This window comes from Acinetobacter sp. CY17 (assembly GCF_059515825.1).
Genome location: NZ_JCAKMX010000018.1, coordinates 1 through 24,094 on the forward strand (window position 1 = coordinate 1; position 24,094 = coordinate 24,094).

22 protein-coding genes, 4 tRNA genes and 1 riboswitch are annotated in these 24,094 nt (G+C 41.6%); of the genes, 5 read left to right on the plus strand and 21 right to left on the minus strand.

Features of this window, described 5'->3' with window-relative positions:
* The 19 genes from tuf to AC5YCI_RS12210 form a co-directional block, all read right to left on the minus strand.
* A partial coding sequence (gene tuf, locus AC5YCI_RS12120) for an elongation factor Tu (RefSeq protein ID WP_496130081.1) occupies positions 1-1,145 on the minus strand: 1,145 nt, incomplete at its 3' end.
* Between the two features lie 151 nt (positions 1,146-1,296).
* Positions 1,297-1,371 (minus strand) — tRNA-Thr (locus AC5YCI_RS12125).
* Positions 1,372-1,393: 22 nt separating this feature from the next.
* Positions 1,394-1,469: transfer RNA gene (locus AC5YCI_RS12130), tRNA-Gly, on the minus strand.
* 36 nt (positions 1,470-1,505) lie between these two features.
* Positions 1,506-1,589, minus strand: a tRNA-Tyr gene (locus AC5YCI_RS12135).
* Positions 1,590-1,645: 56 nt separating this feature from the next.
* A tRNA-Thr gene (locus AC5YCI_RS12140) sits at positions 1,646-1,721 on the minus strand.
* Between the two features lie 99 nt (positions 1,722-1,820).
* Positions 1,821-3,314 (minus strand): anthranilate synthase component I, encoded by a 1,494-nt coding sequence (trpE, locus tag AC5YCI_RS12145; RefSeq protein ID WP_496175585.1) that lies wholly within the window; start codon positions 3,312-3,314, stop codon positions 1,821-1,823.
* 126 nt (positions 3,315-3,440) lie between these two features.
* Positions 3,441-4,109 (minus strand): phosphoglycolate phosphatase, encoded by a 669-nt coding sequence (locus tag AC5YCI_RS12150; protein ID WP_496130083.1) that lies wholly within the window; start codon positions 4,107-4,109, stop codon positions 3,441-3,443.
* A gap of 63 nt (positions 4,110-4,172) precedes the next feature.
* Positions 4,173-4,817 (minus strand): FHA domain-containing protein, encoded by a 645-nt coding sequence (locus AC5YCI_RS12155; protein ID WP_496130084.1) that lies wholly within the window; start codon positions 4,815-4,817, stop codon positions 4,173-4,175.
* 45 nt (positions 4,818-4,862) lie between these two features.
* Entirely contained in the window at positions 4,863-7,079 is a 2,217-nt protein-coding gene (gene gspD / locus AC5YCI_RS12160; RefSeq protein ID WP_496175592.1) for a type II secretion system secretin GspD, read from the minus strand.
* A gap of 32 nt (positions 7,080-7,111) precedes the next feature.
* Entirely contained in the window at positions 7,112-7,942 is an 831-nt protein-coding gene (locus tag AC5YCI_RS12165) for a type II secretion system protein N (protein WP_496130085.1), read from the minus strand.
* Complete coding sequence (gene gspN, locus AC5YCI_RS12170) at positions 7,942-8,685, minus strand: type II secretion system protein N (RefSeq protein ID WP_496130159.1); 744 nt, start codon at positions 8,683-8,685, stop codon at positions 7,942-7,944. The genes AC5YCI_RS12165 and gspN overlap by 1 nt, the downstream gene beginning before the upstream one ends.
* Positions 8,686-8,852: 167 nt before the next feature.
* On the minus strand, positions 8,853-9,176 hold the full coding sequence (locus tag AC5YCI_RS12175; RefSeq protein ID WP_496130086.1) for an H-NS histone family protein: 324 nt from the start codon (positions 9,174-9,176) through the stop codon (positions 8,853-8,855).
* 125 nt (positions 9,177-9,301) lie between these two features.
* Positions 9,302-9,721 (minus strand): acyl-CoA thioesterase, encoded by a 420-nt coding sequence (locus AC5YCI_RS12180; protein WP_496130087.1) that lies wholly within the window; start codon positions 9,719-9,721, stop codon positions 9,302-9,304.
* A 14-nt stretch (positions 9,722-9,735) separates the two neighbouring features.
* A complete protein-coding gene (locus AC5YCI_RS12185; RefSeq protein WP_496130088.1) occupies positions 9,736-10,929 on the minus strand; it encodes a heme biosynthesis protein HemY in 1,194 nt (397 codons plus the stop codon).
* A gap of 3 nt (positions 10,930-10,932) precedes the next feature.
* Positions 10,933-11,748 (minus strand): hypothetical protein, encoded by an 816-nt coding sequence (locus AC5YCI_RS12190; RefSeq protein ID WP_496130089.1) that lies wholly within the window; start codon positions 11,746-11,748, stop codon positions 10,933-10,935.
* Complete coding sequence (locus tag AC5YCI_RS12195) at positions 11,745-12,524, minus strand: uroporphyrinogen-III synthase (RefSeq protein WP_496175586.1); 780 nt, start codon at positions 12,522-12,524, stop codon at positions 11,745-11,747. Before AC5YCI_RS12195 ends, AC5YCI_RS12190 begins: the two co-directional genes overlap by 4 nt.
* Position 12,525: 1 nt before the next feature.
* Positions 12,526-13,449 carry a hydroxymethylbilane synthase gene (hemC, locus tag AC5YCI_RS12200; protein WP_496130091.1) on the minus strand — a complete coding sequence of 308 codons (924 nt, stop codon included), beginning with the start codon at positions 13,447-13,449 and terminating at the stop codon, positions 12,526-12,528.
* A gap of 74 nt (positions 13,450-13,523) precedes the next feature.
* Entirely contained in the window at positions 13,524-14,261 is a 738-nt protein-coding gene (locus AC5YCI_RS12205; protein WP_496130092.1) for a LytR/AlgR family response regulator transcription factor, read from the minus strand.
* 45 nt (positions 14,262-14,306) lie between these two features.
* Entirely contained in the window at positions 14,307-15,461 is a 1,155-nt protein-coding gene (locus AC5YCI_RS12210) for a sensor histidine kinase (protein ID WP_496130093.1), read from the minus strand.
* On the opposite strand from AC5YCI_RS12210, the gene argH reads away from it, so the two are divergent.
* Positions 15,452-16,879, plus strand: coding sequence for an argininosuccinate lyase (gene argH / locus AC5YCI_RS12215; RefSeq protein WP_496130094.1), 1,428 nt, complete (start codon positions 15,452-15,454; stop codon positions 16,877-16,879). The genes AC5YCI_RS12210 and argH overlap by 10 nt on opposite strands.
* A gap of 28 nt (positions 16,880-16,907) precedes the next feature.
* Positions 16,908-17,183 carry an oxidative damage protection protein gene (locus tag AC5YCI_RS12220; protein ID WP_496130095.1) on the plus strand — a complete coding sequence of 92 codons (276 nt, stop codon included), beginning with the start codon at positions 16,908-16,910 and terminating at the stop codon, positions 17,181-17,183.
* Positions 17,184-17,830: 647 nt separating this feature from the next.
* Here the strand turns inward: AC5YCI_RS12220 and phoU are convergent.
* Both phoU and abuO read right to left on the minus strand, forming a co-directional pair.
* Positions 17,831-18,553 (minus strand): phosphate signaling complex protein PhoU, encoded by a 723-nt coding sequence (phoU, locus tag AC5YCI_RS12225; RefSeq protein ID WP_496130096.1) that lies wholly within the window; start codon positions 18,551-18,553, stop codon positions 17,831-17,833.
* Positions 18,554-18,635: 82 nt separating this feature from the next.
* Positions 18,636-19,979, minus strand: a complete 1,344-nt coding sequence (gene abuO / locus AC5YCI_RS12230; RefSeq protein WP_496130097.1) for a multidrug efflux outer membrane protein AbuO — start codon at positions 19,977-19,979, stop codon at positions 18,636-18,638.
* A 313-nt stretch (positions 19,980-20,292) separates the two neighbouring features.
* Here abuO and AC5YCI_RS12235 point away from each other — a divergent pair, with 313 nt between their 5' ends.
* The 3 genes from AC5YCI_RS12235 to AC5YCI_RS12245 all read left to right on the plus strand — a co-directional run bounded on the left by AC5YCI_RS12235 (position 20,293) and on the right by AC5YCI_RS12245 (position 24,089).
* Positions 20,293-21,279 carry a hypothetical protein gene (locus tag AC5YCI_RS12235; RefSeq protein ID WP_496130098.1) on the plus strand — a complete coding sequence of 329 codons (987 nt, stop codon included), beginning with the start codon at positions 20,293-20,295 and terminating at the stop codon, positions 21,277-21,279.
* Positions 21,280-21,324: 45 nt separating this feature from the next.
* Positions 21,325-21,450, plus strand: a riboswitch (TPP riboswitch).
* Positions 21,451-21,539: 89 nt separating this feature from the next.
* The gene (gene thiC / locus AC5YCI_RS12240; RefSeq protein WP_496130099.1) at positions 21,540-23,399 is read left to right on the plus strand and encodes a phosphomethylpyrimidine synthase ThiC; all 1,860 of its coding nucleotides are present in this window, start codon (positions 21,540-21,542) and stop codon (positions 23,397-23,399) included.
* 69 nt (positions 23,400-23,468) lie between these two features.
* Positions 23,469-24,089, plus strand: a complete 621-nt coding sequence (locus tag AC5YCI_RS12245; RefSeq protein ID WP_496130100.1) for an NUDIX domain-containing protein — start codon at positions 23,469-23,471, stop codon at positions 24,087-24,089.
* Positions 24,090-24,094: the final 5 nt, after the last annotated feature.

The following is a 24,094-nucleotide window of genomic DNA, read 5'->3' on the forward strand; positions in this document are numbered from 1 at the left end:
CCTTCACGGATCGCAAAACGTAGACCTGGGTCCATTGCGATTGGGTGGATTAATTCTACTGACATTTCTACGTTGTCACCAGGCATAACCATTTCAACGCCGTCTTGAAGAGAGATTGCGCCAGTTACGTCAGTTGTACGGAAGTAGAACTGTGGACGGTAACCGTTAAGGAATGGAGTATGACGACCACCTTCTTCTTTAGAAAGTACGTATACTTCTGCGTCGAATTTAGTGTGTGGCTTGATCGCACCTGGTTTAGTTAATACTTGACCACGTTGAACGTCTTCACGCTTAGTACCACGTAGAAGAACACCACAGTTCTCGCCCGCACGACCTTCGTCAAGAAGTTTACGGAACATTTCTACGCCAGTTACAGTTGTTTTAACTGTGTCTTTGATACCAACGATTTCAACTTCTTCGCCTACTTTCACGATACCTGATTCAACACGGCCAGTGACTACTGTACCACGACCAGAAATAGAGAATACGTCTTCGATTGGCATTAAGAATGCTTTATCGATTGCACGTTCTGGTTCTGGGATGTAAGAGTCAAGCGCTTCAACAAGAGCTACAACAGCTGATTCGCCGTATTGACCTTGGTCACCGTTAAGTGCAGCTAAAGCTGAACCACGGATGATTGGAGTATCATCACCTGGGAAGTCGTAAGTAGAAAGAAGTTCACGAACTTCCATTTCTACTAATTCAAGAAGCTCTTCGTCGTCTACAAGGTCGCATTTGTTTAAGAATACAACGATGTAAGGTACACCTACCTGACGAGAAAGAAGGATGTGTTCACGAGTTTGTGGCATTGGACCATCAGTCGCAGCACATACAAGGATCGCACCGTCCATTTGAGCAGCACCAGTAATCATGTTTTTAACATAATCGGCGTGGCCCGGGCAGTCTACGTGAGCGTAGTGACGGATTGGAGAATCGTATTCTACGTGTGAAGTATTAATTGTAATACCACGTGCTTTTTCTTCTGGTGCTGAGTCAATTGCAGCGTAGTCTTTCGCTTCGCCACCAAATTGTTTAGCACATACAGTTGCAATCGCAGCTGTTAAAGTTGTTTTACCATGGTCAACGTGACCAATTGTGCCCACGTTAACGTGTGGCTTATTACGTTCAAACTTAGCTTTAGCCATGTTTATGATCCTCGTTTACGTCGAACACAATCCTGAGTAAAACCCAGCTCCGACATAGCGTTTTAAAAAACCAAACTTCAAATACTTGAAAAGCAGACTAAATAGCCTGCTTTTTGGAAATCTTGTGCAACTTGAGTTGCTAAACTGTATCTGGAGCTCTTATCGAGATTTGAACTCGAGACCTCTCCCTTACCAAGGGAGTGCTCTACCACTGAGCTATAAGAGCAAAATTTTGTACTTCATCATAATGGAGCGGGAGACGAGGGTCGAACTCGCGACATGCAGCTTGGAAGGCTGCCGCTCTACCAACTGAGCTACTCCCGCACTATGTTGGTACATCCACTTGTGAAGTCTTAAAATTGGTGGTGAGAGAAGGATTCGAACCTTCGAAACTTTCGTAGCGGAGTTACAGTCCGCCCCCTTTGACCGCTCGGGAATCTCACCATTTTTACACTTACATCAGTGTTCGTTCTTTACTTTAACTACTCAACTCTCTAAGATGGTGCCGGCACACGGATTCGAACTGTGGACCTACTGATTACAAGTCAGTTGCTCTACCAACTGAGCTATGCCGGCTCTTTCTTAGTGTTTCGTGCGTTTCGCTTCGGAACGATGAGCAGTTTAGCAAAATTTAAAATGTATGCAAGCCTTTTTTTTAAAAAAATCAAAAAAAACCTATAAAATTAACGCATTTGACGATAATTCAACCGATTTGATCACTGCGCGAGCTTTTATTTGCGTTTCTTGCCATTCAGATTCAGGATTTGAGTCATAAACAACGCCTGCACCCGCCTGAACATAGACCTTATTTTCACGAATTACACAGGTTCGAATCGCAATCGACATGTCCATTTCGCCATGCCAGCCTAAATAACCGACAGCGCCACCAAAAATTCCACGTTTTACCGGCTCAACTTCATCAATAATTTGCATGGCACGAATTTTTGGTGCACCAGAAAGTGTTCCTGCGGGGAAAGTTGCTTTAAAAACATCCAAAGCATCCACATCATCACGCACTTCAGCTTGCACATTCGAGACAATATGCATGACATGCGAATAACGTTCGATCACCATTTGATCAGTGACTTGCACTTTACCGATTTTGGCAATGCGTCCAACGTCATTACGTCCCAAATCAATCAGCATTAAATGCTCAGCAATTTCTTTTTCATCTGAAAGCAAATCTTTTTCTAAGGCTAAATCTTCTTCTTTAGTCTTGCCGCGTGGTCGTGTACCCGCTAAAGGTCGTACTGTGGCAATGCCATTTTCTAAACGCGATAAAATTTCAGGTGATGAACCGACAATATGGAAAGGCTGATTATTTTCTAAGGTCTGTCCTTGCACCAAAAATAAATACGGTGATGGATTTAAGTGGCGTAAAGCGCGATACACCTGTAAAGGTTCGCCATCAAAGTCCGACACCATACGATGCCCGGGTACCACTTGCATCACATCACCCGCTTTAATGTACTCTTTAACCTTGGCAATAGACGCTAAAAATTCTTGTTTACCCGTTAAAGACTCAAATTTTGGTGGCGTATGTGCTTTAGCTTGTAATACCACAGGCTGCGCTAGTAATGCCTCTAAGGCATCAAGTTGCGTCTGCGCTTTGTCATAAGCTTCAGCATCGCTGCTATCGGCATGTACAATTAAAAATAAGGTGTCTTTTAAGTTATCAAATACAATCACAGTTTTAGACAGCATCATCCAAATATCAGGCAAACCGACAGGATCGGCTTCAGGCATATTGTTTAGCTTAGGTTCGATATAACGCACTGCGTCATAGCCAAAGTAGCCAACTAAACCTCCTGTAAAGCTTGGCAGCTGGGGTAAATCGGCTTGGGTAGGCACTTTAAACTGTGCTTGGAAGTCGCGGATATATTGAAAAGGATCTGAACAGGCTTGCTTTTGAACGCTGCCATCGGCGTGTTGTACGCTGAGTTGACCGTTATTGCAGGAAAAAACTGTTGATTCACCTAAACCAATAATCGAATAACGCGCCCAGTTCTCACCGCCTTCTACAGATTCGAATAAATAAGCTTGTTGATGCTGTTTTAAGCGGGCAAATACCGAAAGCGGAGTTTCGGTATCGGCAAGGCGTTGGCGGTAGACAGGAATTAAGTTATAGCCTTGCACTGCAAGTTGGCTAAATTGTGCTTGTGTAGTCATGTAAGGTCTCTATATCGATTTATGGGCTAGATGAAAAATTTGCAAATACAGAGCATCGCCATCGAAAAACCATACATTCATTCATTAGAGCATCCTTAACTGATTTTTTATCTACCGCTAAAATATTTAAACCAACAATTCGGTTAAGTTATCAACCACTTGTTGCGGCTGACAATCTAAAATATTTTCACCATGATTATAGCCATAGCTGACCACAATACAATCAACTCCTGCACGGCGTGCTGCTTCTACATCATTGACAGAATCGCCAATCATTAAAACTTGGGCTTTGGTTACGCCATAATGCTCAACACAGTGCAATAACTGACGTGGATGTGGTTTACGCTCAGTAAAGCGGTCACCACCAATTACATCAGCAAAATAATCATTCATCCCTAACTGTTCGACAATCATACGCGCAGGTGCTTCAGGTTTATTGGTGACACAAACCAAAGTTTTGCCTTGGGCTTTACCCCATGCCAAAAATTCCATAATGCCGTCAAAGGGCTTGGTATCGACACAAGGATCAGCGTTATAGATGTCTAAAAAGGTATCTAACAGTTGTTTATGCTGTGCAGGATGAACTTCGCCCACTAAATATTGCAAAGTGCTTTGGCAAAACAGCGCTGTGCCTTTACCAATCCAGACGCGTACTTGTTCTTCGGTTACATTAGGCAATTGCAGCACGTTTAAGCTCATATTCATGGCGCGATATAAATCAAAGGCTGAATCGACTAAGGTGCCGTCTAAATCAAATAAAATCACTTGACGTTGATCAAGTTTAGCAACTGACATATTGTTTCCCTCAAAAATAAAGGCATGCGATGGCATGCCTTGTTATTGTTATGCGTGCAAATATTATTTAAACATCACAAAGGCTAACACTGCGATGATGATGATCGCAATCACCGTCATTAAGCCAACTGTGGTATTTTTTTGCTGTTCTTGTGCCGCTTCTACGCGTGATTCTGGTTGTTCAACTGGCACAGGCTTTGGCTCAGGTGTGGCCGCAGTTAAGTCAACACCTTCAGGAATCGGTGCAGGCTTTGGCACACCCACGTTGGTTGGCATCCCATCACGGCTTAATTGCACCGAGGCATCACGCTCTTTTAAGCTTGGCATACCTTGCTCATTCATTTGCTTGGCAGGTGATACTTCTTTGACTGCTTCTTCAACCGATTTCTCTAAAGCAGGATCGACAGTGAGCTCTTGCGCTGGGGCAAGCACAGAGAATTTAATACTGGCAAACTGTACGATATCACCATCTTTTAACAACACTTGTTCGCTAATACGATTGTCATTAACAAAAGTGCCGTTTGAAGAGGCTAAGTCTTGTAGCCAAAGTGCATCTTCTACGCGTAGAAATGCTGCGTGCTTACGTGAAATTTCACTCGACTGTAATACGATGTCCGCAGCCTGATGACGTCCGACCAACATATCACGGTCGATGCTAATTTCTTGGCCAGCAAGTTCAGCTGAAATCGCTTGTAATTTCCAAGTCATGAAATAAGTCTCTCGTGTGATTTTTTCACCATCATAACATGCTGTTTACTGTGCCTCATTAGTCACAGGGCGAATTGTGGTGGTGGTTACGGTATTTTTTGTACGCTCTACCATGGGCTCAATCGCAACAGGTGTCGTCACTGCTGTACTGGCACTACTCGTAGGTGCTGAGGGTACATTTTGATAAGGACTATCTTTTGCTGCTTTAGATACAGGCAAACGCTGTAAATAAACATCATCAATATTCTCAGGCAGTTTGGCAAAGTTGCCATCGCCATCCATCGCCAATTGCAGACTATACAGATGATCATAACGACGCTGCGAAATACGACGTACATCGGCACTATCGCCCACAATGGTCGGGTGGATAAACACCAATAAGTTGCGTTTTTCATTGAGTGACGCGTCAGAACGGAATAAGCGCCCAATCCCCGGTAATGAACCCAAACCTGGTACAGATTGACGAGTATGTACTGAGTTATCAGAAATTAAACCGCCCAAGACAATGGTTTGTCCATGTTCAGCTAAGATTGCGGTTTTAATGGCACGTTTACTGGTGACTAAATCTTGCGCCTGACCTTTGTCTTGTACCGCAGAGACTTCTTGTTCGACTTCTAAACGAACTGTGCCACCTTCACCAATATGTGGAATCACTTTTAGGGTCACACCCACGTCTTTACGTTCTACCGTGGTATAAGGATTGACACCACTGGTGGTCGTTGCTGCCGAACCTGTAACAAAAGGTACGTTTTGACCCACTACAATATAGGCTTCTTCATTGTCCATGGTGACAATAGACGGGGTCGACAGTAAATTAGATTTGGTCTTTTCTTTTAAGGCTTGAATTAACGCACCATATAAACGCCGTGAACCATTACTGCCTTCACGATAATCACCTAATACTAAGGACGTCCCCGCACTGCCTGCTGCAGCGGCACCTAGTCCTGCTGCACCCCCCGTTAAATAACCGGCAGCTAAGTTACCTAAACTTGAACCCACATTATCAAAGTTAATTAAACCCACACCGCTGCTAATATCACCGAGTGCCCATTGCACACCAAGTTGATCAGCATCGTTGCCTTCAACTTCAATAATCGCGGCTTCAATTAACACTTGCTGACGACGAATATCAAGTTGCTGAATTGCCGACTCAATTTCACGCATTAATTGTGGTTCGGCTTTAACCACCAGAGCATTCTGGCTTGGATCCGCAATAATACTCACACCCTCAGCGCTAAAACTGGTCAGATTGTTATTGTTGTTACTACTTGAGCTACCTAAATTAATACTTGGGGTATTAATACTGCTTGAGCCGTTATTGCTGCTTGAGTTACTGCTATTGCTATTGCTATTGCTATTTGTAGTATTGCTATTGTTACTGTTATTCACCGCTTGACCTGTGACCAAGCCTTGTAAAATATTTGCCAGTTTATCGGCACTGGCATATTTTAAACGGAAGACTTTTAGACCACCTAAACGATCTGCTGCAGGTACATCTAAGGTTTCAATCATTTGGCGAATACGTTTACGTGTTGCAGTATCCCCTTTGACTAAAATACGGTTAGTACGCGTATCTGCCATTAAACGCACGCGTGAACCTTTGATATCTTTGGCAGCACCGGTTGAGCTCATGCCCTCTAACAAACTCATCATTTCTTCAGCTTGACTGGAATGCAACCGAATGGCTTCAAAATCATTTTGTCCTGTGCCATCTAAATTACGCACAATACTTTCAAGCTGATAAATATTGCTGGCACGATCTGAAATAATTAAAGCATTGGTGCCCGGCACTGCAGCCAGATGCGCAAATTGCGGCATTAAAGGCCGTAAAGCCGGAATTAAATCATTCGGATTGGTATTATCGAGCCACAGCACTCGGGTGACAATTTGGTCGCCACCGGCACGATGACGCGCATCAAATGGGATGCCTGAACTTTTGACATTACTGTCTGGCACCAACTTAATGGTATTGCCCGATGGAATCGCCACCACCCCATTGACATTGAGCACGCCTAAAAACAGGTCATAGACTTCGGCTTTATTCAGTGGTTCATTGGAAATCACGGTGACATTGCCGCGTACTCGCGGATCTACAGCAAAGTTTTTACCTGTTATATCTGCAACTTCATTAATAAAGGCGGTTAAATCCGCATCACGTAAGTTAATTTTCCATGTTTGTGCTGATACTGCAGTGCTCGCCATAACAAGGAGCGGTGCTGCTACGACCAAGCCCCAAGCACGCTCATGATTAAATAAAGCCATCATCTACCGAATTTCCTTGCGCTGATTGTGCATCAGTTTAAATCTTGTTGAATAGTAATCACTTGATCACCACGTTGTACTTCGAGTTTGACCTGTCCAGACTGACGCGCTTGTTCTAAGAGCTGCGCCTCATTTTGTCCGGCGCTTAAACGCTGTCCATTTAAAGACAAAACGCGATCACCCGGTTGTAAACCTAATTTGCGTCTTAAGACCAGTGGCGTACGAGCACTAACTTGATAGCCCTCTCCACCATCGCTGGTTGCGCCCATAGTTTGTAAATATTGCTCACGATTTTGTTGCAATTGCTGCACCGCTTGACCCATAGCTTGTTCTGTATTGCTTGGTGTCAAGGCAGCGGTAGAAGGTGCTGGTGCTGGATTCTGCTGCGCCTTGAAAGACAAATCCTGATTTAGATTTTCCATCGTAGCCATTTTCAGTATTTCTGTGGCACCTGTTGGGCTACGTAAAATCACTTTATCCCAATACACTTCGGCGAGTTGGTAGTTGCTATCCGCAATAAACTCCCCTACACGATAACGCTCTGCCACATTATTGGCTTTAATGACCGCTGAAGAAAATTGACTCGGTGAACCAATCACCACGCCATGCAAACTCATATTTGAATTAGTGATTGCAGCCGGTGCTTGATTGGCTTTAAACAAGGCAAAATGACTAATATTGGGTACACTTGCTTGTTGTGAGCCTAAATTTACCCGTTCAAATTGCATAGCTTGCATAGGGGCTAGCACCAACCAAAATAAGGTCGCTAATTTCCAACATAAATAAATTAACAACAGCGCAAAAATAACCGGTGCAACTTGATCGAGTTTTTTAAGATCCAATTGATCACGCCAATGACGCATTAGTTCAACCCTCTAAATAGAGGTTGGCGGGTACTCAGTACATACGTATCTAAACCTGCTTTACCCTGATAAGAAGGGACATTTAAGAGTAAGCGCTGTGTCAATTGCACATCCAGCATCATCTGTTGATCTAGGCTCAAATTCAGCATTTTTTGTTCACGATTGTCACGCCCATCGAGGACCAATTTGCCCTCATGTGCAGCTAAATTGGCTTTTAACATGGGTACATTCATGCGTTCTTGGCGCTCAGCATAACGATATAAAAGTTCGCCACCAGCCCAATTGACTTGACCTTGCGCTTGTATAAAACCTTGCTCGGGCTTGTAGTGCAGAGATACGTCTTCAAGTTGCAAGTGATTGGATGGCCACTGCCATGCAGCTAAATTTTTTAAAGTATCTGGCGCAACTTGACCATTCAAATCTTGGATGATGATTTTTTTCCCCAAGCTATAGGCCATCACGCCTTCTAACTGGCTTTGTCCGCTATGCAAATCAAGATTGGCTGCTGCACGTAAGCGTAAAAGATCTAAAGGACGCACTTGCCATTTCAGCAAACCACGGAGCTGCCCTTTACTCCAATCCGCTTGACCGGACCAGATGTTGCCACTGATATTGTGTAGGCTGTGCTGTTTTGGATAAAACTTTGCCACAAGCCAAGCTGCTGGCACTTGCAGCAACACACAGATTAAAAACGTCAAGGCGGCAAATAACCACCAATGCAGCATTTTGGGCTTTTTCATCATCCCTGAACAACCAATCGCATTTTGTATTTTACCTTGGGATATTTTTTCATCAGCATGCCACATTATGCATAATTTTCTAGGTACGCCAATTCTAAGCCATAAAAAAACCAAGCACATTGGCTTGGTTTTAATAATCTAAACGACTTTTATGAACAACTGATGAAAACTCAGATTAAAAAGTCTTCTAATTTAGCCCCTTTTTCAAGCTCAGCGACTAACCAACGTGGTTGTTTACCACGACCCGTCCATGTATCTGACGGATTATTTTTATTACGATAACGTGGTTCTACTGCTTTACGTGTGCTTTTCTTACGTTTTTGCGCACCAAATTCTAAAATCTGTTCAATGCTTAAACCGACATTATCAGCAATCGCCGTAATTTGATTATAAGCGTCTTCAATTGCCTGATCTTTCTTTGAGGCAATTAATAACTCTGCTTCTGCTTGTAAACGCTTTAATTCTTCCACTGATAAATTGCTAATATCTGGCATTTTCCTACTCCACAATTATTTATTCATTTACTCGAGTTGTTGGCATCTTATTTTTATTAAAAGAAAGATTCAACACGTGGATATAATAAATAACAATACATCTACATAATAGGCTTTTACTGTATTTATTTTAACTCTGGATGCAGTTTTAATATACTTTGCCTTAATTCATGAGGAATTAAAGTTTTCTCACCTGTTTTTTTATTCAACATTACTTGTACTGCTTCACCTATTGCCACTACACGCTGTTGCTCCGTGCTGTATAACAAATAACTCATGCGTAAGGCACTATTTCTTATTTCTTCTACTCTCACCCCTATTTTTAATACATCTGGATAAACCGTTGGGCTTAAATATTTGCACTGGCTAAGCGCAATCACTGTATTAATATCATGACGTCTTAATTTGAGTTGATCGATAAAATAAATTCGTGCATTTTCCATGTAGCGGTAATAAACCACATTATTGACATGTCCTAATGCATCCATGTCACCCCAGTCCACACGCTGTTCAAATAGCACTGGATAATCATCTAGTTTTAACATTTTTTAATCCATGGTTAGTTTTTTATTGCAATCTGATGTGTGTTATTTTCAAAGATTATATTGAGTTGCTGCAATAAATTGGGCTGTTGTTTTAATGCCTGTTGTACTCTTAAATAACTCATTAATACATGCTCAGGGTATAAATGCAGAAGTTGCTCTGCTTCAGCTTCTCTATAGGTTGCTTGATAAACATAATATTTGGCAAAATTTAACACCGGCACACTCAGATATTGCTGTTCCCACAGCATAATATGTTGCTCAATCTCGGCATAATCTGGTTGTGGTTGGCGTAACTGCTGCTGTAACCATAAATAGAAAACTTCTTCATGAAATTGCTGTGCTAGTAAATGCTGTGCTAATACTTGCTGCTCATGTTGCATATCCGCTAAACGTGTCAAAATTCGCAACCAGCATAATTTTACAGCTGCGTCTTTAGCCTCTAAATCTGTGCTGACCGCAATGTACCGCTGTTTAAGGTATTCAAGATCCTCTTGACTTGCTTGCTCAAATTGCTGCAAAACTTGTTCCAACCATTGGACTTTGGTTTCTGTGGCCAAATGTCCATATTGCGTTGCGCGTAAATATACCCAAGGAAATTGCAGGGCAAAACGCCCCCACAAGGCTATCAGACGTTTTTGATACGCTTGTGCGACGTCTTCAAGCCATGGCGATAACGCGTGTTGATTTAAAAACTCAAGGTGGGTGAGCGCTTGTTCAGCATCACCTTGCGCCAAATAAATTTCGATTCTTTGCAGTTCAGACAATTCAAATGCCATGGCGTGGGTATGATTTAAGGCCAAGAGTGCTTTTTGGCTTTGACCTTGCATATTGGCTAACTTGGCCTGCATAACCCCTTGTAATAACGCTGACTGTTGAAAGGCTTGTTGAATAAAAGCTTGTTGGTCACGTCCAGCATCCAATAACCAAATAACCGCCAACTGTTCATAAGGGTGTAAGTTTTTAAAATTGAGTAAGTTTTCTCTTTTGCGCTGTTCACGACTTAAATAACCTTTGACCAAATACCATAAACTTTGTGCCAAAAGACTCAGGAACGCTAAAACAATAAACAGGACCCAAAAGTTGCTTTGAACTTGCCAGTTACGCCAATATAAATAGACATAGCCTGCACCATGCCCATAACTCAACACACTTAAGATTGCAAAAGCCAGTAAAGTAATCATGGCATAGGCAAGTAAAATTTGGCGCATGACTTATCTCAGTAAAGCTCGGGTGGTCAATACAGGAGGAACCAAGCGAGTTAAAGCTTTGGCTCGTTCAATTTTTTGTAAAATTTGCTGGGCTTTTTGATCAGGCAACTGCTGTAAGTTTTTACTCACAATGGTCATTTCTTGCTGGTAGGCTAAATATTGTCCCTGCAATAACATCTGACGTGCCAGTAAAATGTGCAACTGTGCCTCTTTTAACACAAATTGGCGCTGCATCAGAAGATGCGAGGGTTGATCGACTGACTCTACTTGCAACCATTTTTGCCAAAATGCAGCTTTAGGTTCATGAGGAACCGTTAAATTCTGCTGACGAATTTCAGTACTGAGTACGCTGTCGAGTTGTTGCAGCAGCTGATTTATATGTTGCTGTTGTTGCTGACGCGTATTTACAAAATTTTGAATATCTTGCCGATCTTTTAAAATAGCTGCAGCCAAGGCTGCTTTTAAGCTATCAGAAACACTCGATTGTGTTAAATCAGCTTGTAAATGACTGAGTTTTTCTAAAGCATAGGTATACTGTTGCTGTTTTAAGGCAAACTCAACCAAATCCAGTTGCTGTTGAATCAGGACCAGTGGATGAATTGTGCTCCCTTGATCAGTCGGGGCAAGTGGCGCCGGAGTCTGCTCTGTATCACGCTGTAAGGCCACTAAACGATCATTTAAACTGGCATTACGCTGTTGAGCCTGATGTAAACTTTGCTGCATATGCAGTTGTGCTTGCGTCAACTGCATCACATCATAACTGAGTTTAACCAACCAGCCCAACAGCACAATACCCAATAAGATCAAGACCTTCTTCATGCTTTTCCTTCATCTTTATTTAGCTTGGCCATAATACTGTCCGGTTGAAGCTGTGATACTTCAATAATTTTAAACTCATTACGGTGCACAGCACGATATTGACCAAGTAAGCTCGCCAAACGTGTCCCCAACACCACATATTGCGCCCGAGCAATCACAGCTGGATGTGCTTTTAAGAGTGCTAACCAATTATGCCAACTGGCCTCACTACTGATTAACACCGTATATTCAGGTTGCTTTCGAAGCTGCGCTAATAGCGTTTGAATGAGTGTTTTACTGTGTACAGGACAATCACGTTGATACAACAACATATTCACAATTTGCATTCCTGCCTCTTGTAATTGTTGCATCATAAATTGTCGCCCACCTTCGCCACGCCAAAAAGCAATACGACTGCCTCGCGCTAAATGTTGCAGACTTGGCAGCTGTAACATCCCTTCCGAGGTTTCTAGTTCAGGAATATGGGCTTGAATCCCATATTTTGCCAAAGCTTGAGCTGTCTTTAGCCCCACCGCCACCCATTCCACTTGGGCTAAATCCACCACAGATAAACCACTTTTGGCTAGATATTGCATGCCAATCTCAACTGCGGTAGGGCTAACCACCACAATCACTTGGCTGCTGGGCAATTGCTGATATAAGCTAGCCAACGCAGGTGTGTATGGGAAGGCTTGTAATTCAAGTAATGGCAACTCAAAAACATCAATCTGCTGTTTTGACAGTGCCAGAGACAAAGCTGCGGCACGATCATGCGGACGGGTATTAATAAACAGCATATTATTTTTGATAGAGGGCTTGTAGCAACTCGCCTGCACCTTGCGCCAATAAGTCTTTAGCCAGTGCCACACCAAGTGCTTCGGCTTGCTCTGGCTGACCTTGCACGTGTGCCTTTAATAGAGTTTGACCATCTACACTGCCAACCCGGCCTTCAAGCTGAATTTCGCCATTTTCTAGGGTGGCATAAGCTGCAATAGGCACTTGGCAACCACCTTCTAAATAAGCGTTAAAGGCGCGTTCGGCACGTACACACACATCAGTTTCAGCATGCATAAGTGGCATAATTAAATCCAATACCGCTTGGTCATTGCTACGGCATTCCAAACCTAAGGCACCTTGCCCCACTGCAGGCAAGCTAACTTGGGCATCTAAGCTATGACGGATACGCTCAGGCATTTCAAGACGTTTTAAGCCAGCACTGGCTAAAATGATGGCATCATATTGACCTGCGTCAAGTTTAGATAAACGTGTGCCGACATTGCCGCGTAGATCCAAAATTTCTAAATCAGGACGCGCCTGTAAAATTTGACACTTACGACGTAAACTTGAAGTGCCCACTTTAGCACCTTGCGGTAAATCAGCAAAACTTGCATAAGTATTAGAGACAAAAGCATCCAGTGGATCTTCGCGCTCGCAAGTCACGGCTAGCGCTAAACCTTCAGGCAGCGCCATAGGTACATCTTTCATTGAGTGCACCGCTAAATCTGCACGTCCATCAAGTAATGCAGCTTCTAATTCTTTGACAAATAAACCTTTACCGCCAATTTTTGCCAATGGGGTATCTAAAATTTTGTCGCCCTGAGTGACAAACGTCACTAACTCCACGGTTAAATCCGCATGTAAGCGCTCTAAACGTGCACGAATATGCTCTGCTTGCCAAAGTGCAAGTGGACTTTGTCGAGTGGCAATTTTCAGGGTTTTCATAGGCTATTAAATCTTTATTGCAATATGTTTAAACTTAACCTGATCCCTTAAAAATGCAAGCAGATTTATTGCTTTTACAACTTTTGAATACGTTCCCGTAGATGAGGTAAATGCCGACGACTGACTGCCAAACGTTCCTCTAAATCACGACAACGCACTTGATATTGCCCTGCACCTAAAATTTCTAAGCCTTCTAAATAGGCAATAGAGACCAACGCATTACGATGAATGCGAATAAATTGATCAGCAAATTCTTGTTCTAAATCTTTTAAGGTTTCGTCTATGAGTACACTGCCATTTTTATGGCGTACCGTGACATATTTTTGATCCGCTAAAAAATAGTAAATATTTTCTAAGGGTACCAGTTCCACTCCGCGGTGGGTTTTTGCCGCAATCTGCTGGCGTTTTACTTTAATTTCGTCCATATATTCTTGTTGTTTTAAAAGGCTCAATTGAGCTTGGTTAATTTTAGTTAGCCGCTCCAAAACCCGCTGCAATTCCTGTTGCATAATCGGTTTTAATAAGTAGCCATCTGCCATCTGAAATGCATCTAAAGCATGTTCATCATACGCGGTACAAAACACAATTGCTGGCATAGGATCAAGTTCACGCAAATACTCAGCACAACTTAAACCATCCATTTCAGGCATTTGTATATCTAATAATACGACATCTGGTTGATAAAGCTCTGTCAACTCAATTGCTTGCTTACCATGGCTCGCCACCGCCACCACCTCATGCCCAAGCTGTTCAACCAATCGTGACAGACGCTGTGTTGCCAAAGCTTCATCGTCACAAATTAGGATGTCCATGTATCCTCCTTTTATCCAAAAACTCGATTTAAAATGTGGCGTTTATTATTTTTTATAAATGTATTGCACCACTGTAGTAAATATTCCAGCACCTGCATAGTTCTGAAATGTTACCTTTTCCCCAAAATATGCCTCAAGGCGCTGTTTTACATTGTCTAAAGCAATACCATGACCACGCGTTTGCCCTAACTCAGATGCCACGTATGGATTGGTAATAATAATATTAACTTGTTTTTCACGTATTTCGATTAAAATCGTAATTTGGCTTGGGGCTAAAATCTTTTCTACCCCATGGCTAATGCTATTTTCTAATAAAGGTTGCAAGGTTAATAAAGGAATTTTAACCTCACGAGCTCGTTCTAAATGCACAAATTTCCATTCGACATTTAAACGCTCAGCTAAACGCACTTGCTCAATGGCTAAATAACGCTGACATAATTCAATTTCATCTTTGAGGGGGACTAATTTTAATTCTTGTAAACTGGCGCGAAATAAACGTGATAAATCTATTAACATTTGTTCAGCTTTGTCAGGATCAATGCTAATTAAACTTAAAACATTATTTAAGCTATTAAATAAGAAGTGTGGCTGAATGCGTGCTTGTAAGGCTTGAATACGCGCTTTAAGTTCACTTTGCTGCTGACGTAACCATTGTTCGCGCAAAAATACATAACGAAAGCAAAATAATCCCAGTAATACCCCATAACTTAAATGTAAGCTTAGGCCCTCAAACAAAATCCCCCAGTGAAAATCTCTAAAACTCCAATGACTGCCCCAATACATTAAAAAATTTAAACTTAAGCTGGTGAAAAATACGATACCCTGTAATAACCCAAAGCCCGTGATTAAGTTTTGACTTAAAGATAAACCAGCCAGCTTGGGCTGCATTTTTTCAAAACATGCGACAAAACTGATTAACACCCAATTGATATATAACGCATATTCTAATAAACGCATGCCACTTAAATTGGCCCAACCACGTGATTCGGCAAGGCTTAATAACATGGCCAAAATATTGCTGGCAATAAATAGCTCAATTAAATGTTGCCAACGTTTGGTTTTCGTAAAAAAATAAGCAAATTGCGTTGTATCTGACGCAGACGCAACAGTTTGAAAGTCTTCTGTGTGAGCAAGCCTTTTTGAATTTGTTATACTCGTTGTTAAATCACTGCTTTTTTTATTGAGCCGACATGACCACATCTTCTAATTCCTCAAATACACAAGCCCAAACTTCAGGCATGTGGGGCGGCCGCTTCTCAGAAGCGACTGACGCATTCGTTGCAGAATTTACCGCATCTGTACAGTTTGACCAACGTTTTTATAAACAAGATATTGCAGGTTCAATCGCCCATGCGACCATGCTTGCTAAAGTTGGCGTTTTGACTGAACAAGAACGCAATGACATCGTTAACGGCTTAAACCAAATTAAGGCTGAAATTGAAGCAGGTCAGTTCGAATGGCGCATCGATTTAGAAGATGTGCATATGAACATTGAATCGCGTCTAACGCAGCGCATTGGTATTGCAGGTAAAAAGCTTCATACAGGTCGTAGCCGTAACGACCAAGTGGCAACAGACATTCGTTTATATGTACGTGATGAAATTGATGCCATTCTGCAATTGTTGCAAAAACTACAAAAAGGTATTTTAGGTTTAGCAGCTCAACACACCGACACCATTATGCCGGGCTTCACGCATTTACAAACAGCACAGCCTGTGACTTTTGGTCACCATTTAATGGCTTGGTTTGAAATGTTAGTACGTGACTCTGAGCGTTTAATTGACTGCCGTAAACGTGCTAACCGTATGCCACTGGGTTCAGCTGCGCTTGCAGGTACCACTTACCCAATCGACCGTGCTTATACAGCTGAACTTCTAGGTTTTGAAGCTGTAGCTGAAAACTCACTTGATGCGGTGTCAGATCGTGACTTTGGTATTGAATTTAACGCTGCAGCATCGTTAATTATGATGCATTTATCACGTATGTCAGAAGAAATGATTCTTTGGACATCAGCACAGTTTAAGTTTGTGAATATTCCAGACCGTTTCTGTACTGGTTCTTCAATCATGCCACAAAAGAAAAACCCAGATGTGCCTGAGTTAATCCGCGGTAAAACTGGCCGTGTCTATGGCGACTTAATGAGCTTACTTACCCTCATGAAAGGTCAACCATTGGCTTATAACAAAGACAACCAAGAAGACAAAGAGCCATTGTTTGATGCCATCGATACCGTTCGTGGTTCACTCATGGCCTTTGCTGACATGATTCCAGCACTTGTGCCAAACGTAGAAGTTATGCGTGAAGCTGCGCTACGTGGTTTCTCAACTGCAACTGACCTTGCCGATTACCTAGTGAAAAACGGCGTAGCTTTCCGCGATGCACACGAAATTGTCGGTAAAGCTGTAGCCCTTGGTGTCCAAGAAGGTAAAGATTTATCTGAACTTAGCCTTGAGCAGTTACAACAGTTCTCTGACTTAATTCAAGCAGATGTCTTTGAAAAAGCCTTAACTTTAGAAGCATCAGTAAATGCACGTAACCATATTGGTGGTACTGCACCAAATCAAGTGAAAGCTGCTATTGAACGTGCATATGTACGTTTAGAAAAACTTTACGCTTAATTGCTCAATCTATAATTGGAGTATTGATATGTCTCGACAAGTATTTTGCCGTAAATATCAACAAGAAATGGAAGGCTTAGCTTTTGCACCATTCCCAGGTGCCAAGGGTCAAGAGCTCTTTGAAACTGTTTCTAAACAAGCTTGGGGTGAATGGTTAAAGCATCAAACCACATTGATTAACGAAAAACGTTTAAATGTATTTGAAGCAGATGCCAAAAAGTTCCTTGAAGAACAACGTGAGAAGTTCTTTAACAATGATGAATCATTGGAAAAAGCTGAAGGCCTAAAGCCTGAAGAAAAGTAAGAAACTCTCTTATTTTTTGTATCACAATAGCTTAATTGTGCATAAGCTCTAATAAAAAAGAGCCTTATCAGAGGCTCTTTTTTACTTTAACATTTATCTACACTTTGCCTATAAAAAATCTAAGCATGCTATTTTAAATAGATTCAGTTAATTACTTGGAAAAAATGCTTTCTAAAAATTAAAGCCACTGCCTGCCATTTAAAAATCGCTGCTGGCTTCAGTTTGAAGATGTTTATCACTTATAAACATTTAAATAGTTTGAGATGATAAAGAACTCTATTTGATGTTTAAAAAACACACAACCCAACAATATCACGCTCTTTTAGCTCTAGATCACAATGTGATTAGCATCACAAACCATTATTTAAAAATGGTGGTTTATGTATATTTAGTGCGCAATATATGATTTATATTACACATCAGATACATATGCATATAAAACACAACAATCCTACACAATAAGCCACAATACAAGTAAATGAGTTATTTATATACTGAACCTTATTCAGAAAATGCTTAGCTTTTTCTCAAAAGTTTTAAATTTTACTCCCAGATTTTCCCCCAAAAATCTGGGATTTTTTTATCTATAACTTTAACAAAATGCTATAGCCATTAAAAATCAGCTTGTTTTTTTCTCTACCTGCAACTTAGCGTTTATGTACTTTTTCTTCAATTTCTTGCAAGCTGGTATGACGTACATCCAGACCTTTAACCATATAAATCACTTGTTCAGAAATATTACGGGCATGATCGCCAATTCTTTCTAAAGAACGTAATACCCACATGACATTAATCACGCGTGAAATATGACGTGGATCTTCAATCATATAAGTCATTAAGGTACGTGTTGCAGATTGATATTCACGATCAATATCTGCATCTGCTAATAAAACACGTAATGCCTGGTCGATATCTAAGCGTGCAAAAGCATCAAGCGCTTCATGAATCATCACCCGCACTTGGTTACCAATATGACGAGTTTCCATATAGCCACGTGGTGAACCACCCTCTTCACACAAGTTTTGTGCAATACGGGCAATTTTAGCCGCCTCATCACCAATACGCTCTAAATCGGTATTGGCTTTACTCATGGCAATCACCATACGTAAATCACTCGCAGCAGGATGACGACGTGCCAAAATTAAAGTTAAAGCTTCATCAATTTCACTTTCGAGTTTATTCACGGCGTTGTCTTTAAATTGTACTTCCATCGCCATAGGCGCATTAGTGTCAAGTAATGCATGAATCGCATTGGTGACTTGTTGCTCCACTAAACCACCCATGGTCATAAACTTGGTGTTTACGGCTTGCAATTCTTCATTAAATTGCGAAGAAATATGGTGATTTAACACAGGATTAGTTGGGCTCAAAGTCATCACTCCACAGCATGTTTACGACATCAGATTGGCAGCATAGTATTAAAGCGTGCTTATATGACCATTCTATGACAAGTTACTTTTGCACCAACCACATATTTAATTGTTTTAGATCATCTTCATTGAGTTGTCCAATGGCTGCCTTTAGGTTTAACACATTGATTAAATAATCATACTGGCTATTCAAATAATCTTGCTGGGCTGCAAAAGCATTACGCTGTGCTAAGAGTACATCTACCATATTTTTTAAACCTTCACGGTACTGCGCCTGTGAGGCTTTAGCCACATTTTGTGCTGATTGCATAGCAGCTAAACGTGCTTGTAATTTCGCTTGATCCGTTTCAACTTGCATATAGGCCTTACGCACATCACTATTGGCTTGGCGACTGGCTGCTTCTACTTCAGCCATGGCTTTTCTTAGGTTGACGTCTGCTTTTTCAATATTAATTTTAGTGCGTCCACCAGTAAAAGCATTCCAATTTACTTCAACCCCAACCTGATCAAACTGGCCATCACTAGCAAGCACACTACTTGGACTTTGTTGGTTATAGCCATAACTCGCAACTGCTGTCACTTGTGGCAACCGCGCTGCTTGTTCAACACGTTTACCATCTTGAGCATATTGCTGTTGTAAACGTGCTTGCTGCAACTGTAAATTTTGGCTTTGAGCCAATTCTTGCCAAGCACTTAAATCTGCTGGATAGGGCTTTTCAAAGTGGAAATCTTGACTTAATACCGCTAAATTTTCACGATAAGGTCCAATTATCTGTTCAAGCTGCTCTTGAGCCAATAAGACTTGCACCTGTCCCGCAATACGATTGGCACGTGCATTTTGATATTGCGCATCTGCTTCACTGACTTCACTGCGTGCTACTAAACCTTCACGTAGTTTAGCTTGCATCATATTTAACTGTTCTAATAATGCTTTTTCTTCCTGCACGTGGGCTGCGGTTAACGCTTGCTGTCTAAGCACATTAAAGTAAGCTTGAGCAGTATTTAAAATATGCTGCTGCTGTTGTAGACGTAGTGTTAGTTCACTTAAGGAAATTGAAGTTTTCACTTGCTTTAAACCTTGCCACGCATCCCAACGAAACAGCGGTTGTTTAGCCGTGACTAGCGCTTGCCGAGTTGTTGAGGAACTCGGCATTAAATTCTCACTCTCAAAACCAGGAACATTAATTAGGTTATTATTTTGATTATCTTGGCTTTTGCGGGTGATATTGGCATTCACGGTAATTGTTGGGAATAAATTACCTTTCGCCAAACCCAAATTAAGTTGATCGACTTGATACTGCAATTGATTGGCTTGCCAAGTGGGGTCATTTTTTTGTGCCAACTGATACGCTTCAACTAAATCCAAAGCATAGCTGCTAGGTGCAACAAGTATTAAGCTGGCAAGAAATAAAAGTTGTTTTTTCATGAATATGACCTACTCAAGCATACAAAGACAGCGTAAAAATTTAGGGATTGAGCATCAAACCCAATTGGGAATTTAGGTACATTTTTAGCGTATTTTTTACATAACTTAGCTTTTAAAAACACAACTTTTCCATAAAATGAGCCAGCAGCTTATGATTTGTGTTAATAATTAACCAAATCGCCTCAGAATACTACATATTGCTAGCATCTCTGAATATACATATATTGCAAAATACGCCTATTCATTGGATAACAGTCGCGGTCTTATGCTTACAACATTGTCCTTACCTTATTTCACAAGGTTATTCTTACCAGTGTTGTGTGCACTTAGCTTTAGCGCTTGCCAACCTTCAGAAAAACCCGTAATTCCAGACTCAGCACCGTTAGCTCACAGCACCAAACCAGAAAAAGATCTCAATACACTATGTGATAATCTAACCCAAGATATGCAGCAGGTAGATCATCAACGTACAGTGCTCGCGTTACAGGAAATTAATCAAAATCTCAAAGTTTGTCTGCCGCTTATGACCACTCAACAACAGTTAGATTTACTCGACATTTCACAACATATGTACGAGAATTTTTTACTGGTTGAGCGTACACCTGCCCAGCAACACGCTTTTGAGCAGTATGTAAATGGTGCGGGTACACATCCCACACTCCATCAACAGTATTTTGATCAAATGAGCGTCCGTGACCAGTATTTAGTCAAGCATCAAGGTCAAGCCTACGTTGAATTAATTACTTTGAGCGATGGCTATGTCGGTTATCGTCGCAGTCCACAGTATTTAGCACGTATCTTTGCACCGTATTTACCTGAAGCTGAACAGAGCTTTATTCAAGCCTTAGCCAATCAAAATAGTCAGCCTTTATTTAATCAACACAGTCTAGAAGTTGAGCCTTTGGTTGTGGCCGAGCGGGCTTTATTTTGGGAAAGCTATCTTGCCAGCTATCCAAATAGTCGCTATAAAAACGACGCTCAGTATTTATATCGCGCTTATAGTCAGTTGTTATTTACTGGCACCCAAAGTGATCAAGTCTCCAATAGTTATAAAGGGATTGACAGTATCGACCCACAGAGTCTCGCGGCAATTCAATATATTAGCCGACAATCAAATGCGACTCTTGCCACACAAGCCACGAAATTTTTAAACTTTATTGAGCGTGATTTTGAACTGAGCCACAGCAGTTTGGAACAAGAACATCAAGCCGCTGTTGCAGCACTTACAGATGAACTGGATTTAGTGCCAGTAAATTTACAGCGCGGTAAAAATTGTTTCTTAGATGCGGTGTGTATTTAGACATTAACACTATTAGTGTTGTTTTTTTAGTCCTGTTACACTGCAAGTCGCTTGACGGAGCGCGAGTAACTGACTCGCTGAGATTTGGTCAATGTAATTTTACATTTAATCCAAAGTACCGTTGAACCTGATCAGGTTAATACCTGCGTAGGAATCAAGCCACTAAAAACTTATGCCTTTTTGATATGCCCCATCTTTGGGATATATCTGCCACGTTTTTGGTCGTGCTTGATTCGTTGATATTGCAAAGGATCATGGACATGAACCCATTAACGAATCTTCAAGACGCGCTCATTGCGCAACATGAGCAAGACGCTCAAGACCTTCACCGTATCTTACCTGCCTCTAAAAAAATCTATATCCAAGGTTCACGCCCTGATATTCAAGTGCCGATGCGCGAAATTCAGCTCAGCAGCACACCAACCAATTTAGGTGGCGAAGATAATCCCCCACTTTTGGTTTATGACACTTCTGGAGCATATACCGACTCCACCATTAAAATTGACTTAAACCAAGGCTTACCCAATATACGCGAGGCATGGCTTAAGCAAAGGCATGATACCGAGGTGTTAGAGCAATTAAGCTCTCGTTTTGGTCAAGCACGCTTACGTGACATTAGCACTGCTGAGATTCGCTTTCGTCATCTACAAAAGCCGCGCCGTGCTAAGTCTGGTCATAACGTGACCCAAATGCACTATGCCAAACAAGGCATCATTACCCCAGAAATGGAATATATCGCCATTCGCGAAAATCAGCGCCAACATGCAGGCACAGATCTGCGTCAACATGCAGGACAAAATTTTGGTGCTAAAAACTTAACCGAAATTACCCCTGAGTTTGTACGTCAAGAAGTGGCCGCAGGACGCGCCATTATTCCTGCCAATATTAACCACCCTGAATGTGAACCCATGATTATTGGGCGTAATTTTTTAGTCAAAATTAACGCCAATATCGGTAATTCAGCACTGGGGTCTAATATTCACGATGAAGTGGCTAAAATGACATGGGCAACCCGTTGGGGCGCGGATACCATCATGGATTTATCAACGGGTAAAAATATCCATGAAACCCGCGAGTGGATCATTCGCAATTCCCCTGTGCCAGTGGGTACTGTACCCATCTATCAAGCCTTAGAAAAGGTTAATGGTGTGGCAGAAGATTTAACATGGGAGATTTTTAAAGACACCCTAATTGAACAAGCCGAACAAGGCGTAGATTACTTTACTATTCATGCAGGGGTGTTATTGCGTTATGTGCCGTTAACCGCCAATCGCTTAACGGGTATAGTCTCACGTGGTGGTTCGATCATGGCACAGTGGTGTTTAGCACATCATCAAGAAAACTTTTTATACACCCATTTTGATGAAATCTGCGAGATCATGAAAGCCTATGATGTTTCATTTAGTTTGGGCGATGGCTTACGTCCAGGTTCTATTCAAGATGCCAACGATGAAGCCCAATTTGCAGAACTAAAAACGCTAGGTGAACTCACGCATCGTGCTTGGCAACATGATGTACAAGTCATGATTGAAGGTCCGGGGCATGTGCCTATGCATATGATTAAAGAAAATATGGACTTACAACTTGAAGTCTGTGGTGAAGCTCCTTTTTATACTTTAGGCCCGCTTACCACAGATATTGCCCCAGGCTATGACCATATTACCTCAGCCATTGGTGCGGCCATGATTGGTTGGTATGGCACGGCGATGCTGTGCTATGTCACCCCCAAAGAACATTTAGGTCTGCCCAATAAAAAAGACGTTAAAGATGGGATCATTACCTACAAAATTGCTGCACATGCTGCCGATCTTGCCAAGGGTCATCCAGGGGCGCAAGCGCGTGACAATGCCCTATCTAAAGCACGTTTTGAATTCCGCTGGGAAGATCAATTTAACTTAAGTTTAGACCCTGATACTGCGCGCAGTATGCATGATGAAACCTTACCCAAAGATGCACATAAATCTGCACACTTTTGCTCTATGTGTGGTCCTAAATTTTGCTCCATGAAAATTAGTCAAAATGTGAGGGATTATGCAGAAAATCAACAAATTGCTGCGGGTTTAAAACAGATGCAAGATCGCTTTATAGAACATGGACAAAAAATATACCACAAGTTATAAAAAGCATTTTGCCTGTTGTTTAATCTCAGTTAGGATGAAGTAAGACTTTACTTCATCCTGACTGTAACTATGAATATTATTAAACAGGCCACCTATCTTAAAAACGAAGTCAAAATTGAAAATCGTGAACACGTTTTTCGCGGCTTTATTCAGGTTGAAAAAGTCAGTCTACGTCATCGTCTGTTTGGACAAGATCACTATAGTAAAACCTTACAGCGCGAACTCATTCATCGCCCTGAAGCAGCAGGCGTACTGATTTATAATGATGCACGCGCACAATTTGCCTTGATCGAACAATTCCGTGTCGGTGCACTCGATGATGCCCATTCCCCTTGGCAATTGGAAATTATTGCTGGCGTATTAGATGCTCAAGAACAACCAGAAGACTGTTTATACCGTGAAGCTTTAGAAGAAGCGGGTTGCAGTCTATTTGACCTACAACATCTATTTAGCTTTTATCCTTCCGCTGGTGCATGCTCCGAATTGTTCCATTTATATGTAGCGCAGGCAGAATTACCTGAAAATGGCTCGATTTTTGGTATGCCTGATGAAGGCGAAAACATTCAATTACACGTTTTTAATTACTCAGATGTCACGCCCTTACTCACCACTGGTCGCTTAAAAAATGCGCCAGTCATTATGGCATTGCAATGGTTGCAACAACATATTAAAACCCTAATGAATGTCTAAGAGGG

Bases quoted from the DNA above. Each gene is read 5' to 3' on its own strand.
- trpE (WP_496175585.1), bottom strand. From the start codon at position 3,314: ATGACTACACAAGCACAATTTAGCCAACTTGCAGTGCAAGGCTATAAC.
- AC5YCI_RS12150 (WP_496130083.1), bottom strand. From the start codon at position 4,109: ATGTCAGTTGCTAAACTTGATCAACGTCAAGTGATTTTATTTGATTTA.
- AC5YCI_RS12155 (WP_496130084.1), bottom strand. From the start codon at position 4,817: ATGACTTGGAAATTACAAGCGATTTCAGCTGAACTTGCTGGCCAAGAA.
- gspD (WP_496175592.1), bottom strand. From the start codon at position 7,079: ATGGCTTTATTTAATCATGAGCGTGCTTGGGGCTTGGTCGTAGCAGCA.
- AC5YCI_RS12165 (WP_496130085.1), bottom strand. From the start codon at position 7,942: ATGCGTCATTGGCGTGATCAATTGGATCTTAAAAAACTCGATCAAGTT.
- gspN (WP_496130159.1), bottom strand. From the start codon at position 8,685: ATGATGAAAAAGCCCAAAATGCTGCATTGGTGGTTATTTGCCGCCTTG.
- AC5YCI_RS12175 (WP_496130086.1), bottom strand. From the start codon at position 9,176: ATGCCAGATATTAGCAATTTATCAGTGGAAGAATTAAAGCGTTTACAA.
- AC5YCI_RS12180 (WP_496130087.1), bottom strand. From the start codon at position 9,721: ATGTTAAAACTAGATGATTATCCAGTGCTATTTGAACAGCGTGTGGAC.
- AC5YCI_RS12185 (WP_496130088.1), bottom strand. From the start codon at position 10,929: ATGCGCCAAATTTTACTTGCCTATGCCATGATTACTTTACTGGCTTTT.
- AC5YCI_RS12190 (WP_496130089.1), bottom strand. From the start codon at position 11,748: ATGAAGAAGGTCTTGATCTTATTGGGTATTGTGCTGTTGGGCTGGTTG.
- AC5YCI_RS12195 (WP_496175586.1), bottom strand. From the start codon at position 12,524: ATGCTGTTTATTAATACCCGTCCGCATGATCGTGCCGCAGCTTTGTCT.
- hemC (WP_496130091.1), bottom strand. From the start codon at position 13,449: ATGAAAACCCTGAAAATTGCCACTCGACAAAGTCCACTTGCACTTTGG.
- AC5YCI_RS12205 (WP_496130092.1), bottom strand. From the start codon at position 14,261: ATGGACATCCTAATTTGTGACGATGAAGCTTTGGCAACACAGCGTCTG.
- argH (WP_496130094.1), top strand. From the start codon at position 15,452: ATGACCACATCTTCTAATTCCTCAAATACACAAGCCCAAACTTCAGGC.
- AC5YCI_RS12210 (WP_496130093.1), bottom strand. From the start codon at position 15,461: ATGTGGTCATGTCGGCTCAATAAAAAAAGCAGTGATTTAACAACGAGT.
- AC5YCI_RS12220 (WP_496130095.1), top strand. From the start codon at position 16,908: ATGTCTCGACAAGTATTTTGCCGTAAATATCAACAAGAAATGGAAGGC.
- abuO (WP_496130097.1), bottom strand. From the start codon at position 19,979: ATGAAAAAACAACTTTTATTTCTTGCCAGCTTAATACTTGTTGCACCT.
- thiC (WP_496130099.1), top strand. From the start codon at position 21,540: ATGAACCCATTAACGAATCTTCAAGACGCGCTCATTGCGCAACATGAG.
- AC5YCI_RS12245 (WP_496130100.1), top strand. From the start codon at position 23,469: ATGAATATTATTAAACAGGCCACCTATCTTAAAAACGAAGTCAAAATT.